Source organism: Bartonella sp. CM120XJJH, from assembly GCF_042194715.1.
In the GTDB taxonomy this organism is placed as follows: Bacteria; Pseudomonadota; Alphaproteobacteria; order Rhizobiales; family Rhizobiaceae; genus Bartonella.
Window position 1 is genome coordinate 1 of the sequence record NZ_JBHINE010000053.1, and the last position, 1,783, is coordinate 1,783.

A 1,783-nucleotide genomic window follows, 5' to 3' on the forward strand; every position below is an offset into this window, starting at 1 on the left:
ATTCTTTTGACAGACCGTGAAAGTGCAAAATTGCTTCATATGAGTGTCTCAACATTCCGCCGTCATGTTACCAATGGCTCTTTGCCAAAACCTTTAAAATTTGGCTTTTTATCGCGTTGGTTACAATCAGATCTTTTGAATGTCATCGAGCAAGAAAAACAGCAACGTTATAACGACGCGGCATAAAAAAAACCTTGTCACGTAAGGACGGACAAGGCTTTCTCACACTCATCACCCTAGAGTTAGCATAATCCGTCCTATGGTGCAATAATCATAGGATAAAAATGATGTGTTCTTTTAAGAATGCGCAGGGCATTACACATGCCTTGCATGGGGTTTGGCATGGATATTATGGGATAGCCCGTTGTCCTGCTCATGATGATAGGCTGCCTAGCTTATCCCTTTCTCATGGACATGATGGGCGTCTCTTACTTTATTGTTATGCTGGCTGCTCCTTTAGAGAGATCATACAAGCGCTCATTAGAATTGGCTTGCTTGGAAAACAAGCCTTTTTTGATAAAGCTTATGATCATACGCTCTCTTTATCCAAACAGATTTCTGCTGATCTCAAACGAGCAAAACAGAAAGCAGAGAGAGCAAAAGCAATTTGGCAACAATGCCAACCAATCAAAAATACTTTAGCAGATCAAAAATACTTTAGCAGAAACCTATTTACGTATGCGGGGTATTACATGTGATTTGCCTGCTGATTTACGCTTTCATAGCAAATGTCCACACCCTTTAGGGATTACACTGCCCGCGTTGGTGGCTCTTGTTAAGGGTGTTGGCTCCTTTGCCATTCATAGAACCTTTTTACAAGCCAATGGCTGTAAAACAGATCAAAAACCAGCAAAAGCCATGTTGGGTTCTGTCATGGGCGGTGGGGTGCATTTAAGTCAATCCAATCCCAAACATCTGGTTATTTGTGAAGGCATTGAAACGGGTCTGTCTCTTCTGTCTGGGTTGTTATCAGAGCCCGTTGATTTATGGGCGTCTCTTTCAACCAGTGGCATGATGCGTGTGAATTTACCCCATACAAAAGGACGTCTGACAATTGCAATGGACGGCGATGATGCGGGTCGTAAAGCAGGTCTTACCCTTGCAAAGCGTGCTTATAGCCAAGGCTTTGAGGTCTTTATCATGCAAGCCCCAAAAGGAACTGATTTTAATAACGTATTACTTTCTTAAAAGAGGAAACTATGAAAGATAGTAATTTACAAAACAAGAATGAAAATACTCCCGTCAATGATAACGATAATGTCTCTTTAAACGAAAATACTTGTTTAAAAGCCATTCCTTATGAAGTCGCCTTGCAACAAAACGGTTGGAAGGAATTACAACAGATTGAGAGTGCTCTTTTACCCGTTGAACCTTTTAATCCATTACAGCTCCCAATGCCATTCATGGACTATATTTATGACGTTTCAGAGCGTCAACAAGCTCCAATGGATTTTATTGCTGTCTCTGCTTTATGCGGTTTGGCGGCTGTCATTGGTAATGGCGTGCGGGTTGCTCCAAAACAACATGATGATTGGACGATTGTCCCTAATCTCTGGGGCGCTCTTATTGGACAGCCTTCAACCATGAAAACACCAGCCATGAAAGCCGCTTTAGCTCCCATTACTTGCCTTCAAAAGCAATGGTATAAAGACTGGTTAAAACAGAAAGAAAAACAAGAAATTGAAGAGATACTTGAAACTTTAGATAAATCAGAAAAGAAAAAACAAGCCCATAAAGCGATCAAAAAAGGAGATCTTGAAACAGCCCGTGCTCTTTTGTCTGA

2 protein-coding genes and 1 pseudogene are annotated in these 1,783 nt (G+C 41.2%); all 3 read left to right on the forward strand.

Annotated features, from left to right (window positions below):
* A partial coding sequence (locus tag ACFIKU_RS09565; RefSeq protein WP_375657367.1) for a helix-turn-helix transcriptional regulator occupies nt 1-186 on the forward strand: 186 nt, incomplete at its 5' end.
* Nucleotides 187-284: 98 nt separating this feature from the next.
* Nucleotides 285-1,188, forward strand: a pseudogene (locus ACFIKU_RS09570) (toprim domain-containing protein).
* 11 nt (nt 1,189-1,199) lie between these two features.
* On the forward strand, nt 1,200-1,783 hold a 584-nt coding region (locus tag ACFIKU_RS09575; RefSeq protein ID WP_375657368.1), incomplete at its 3' end, for a DUF3987 domain-containing protein.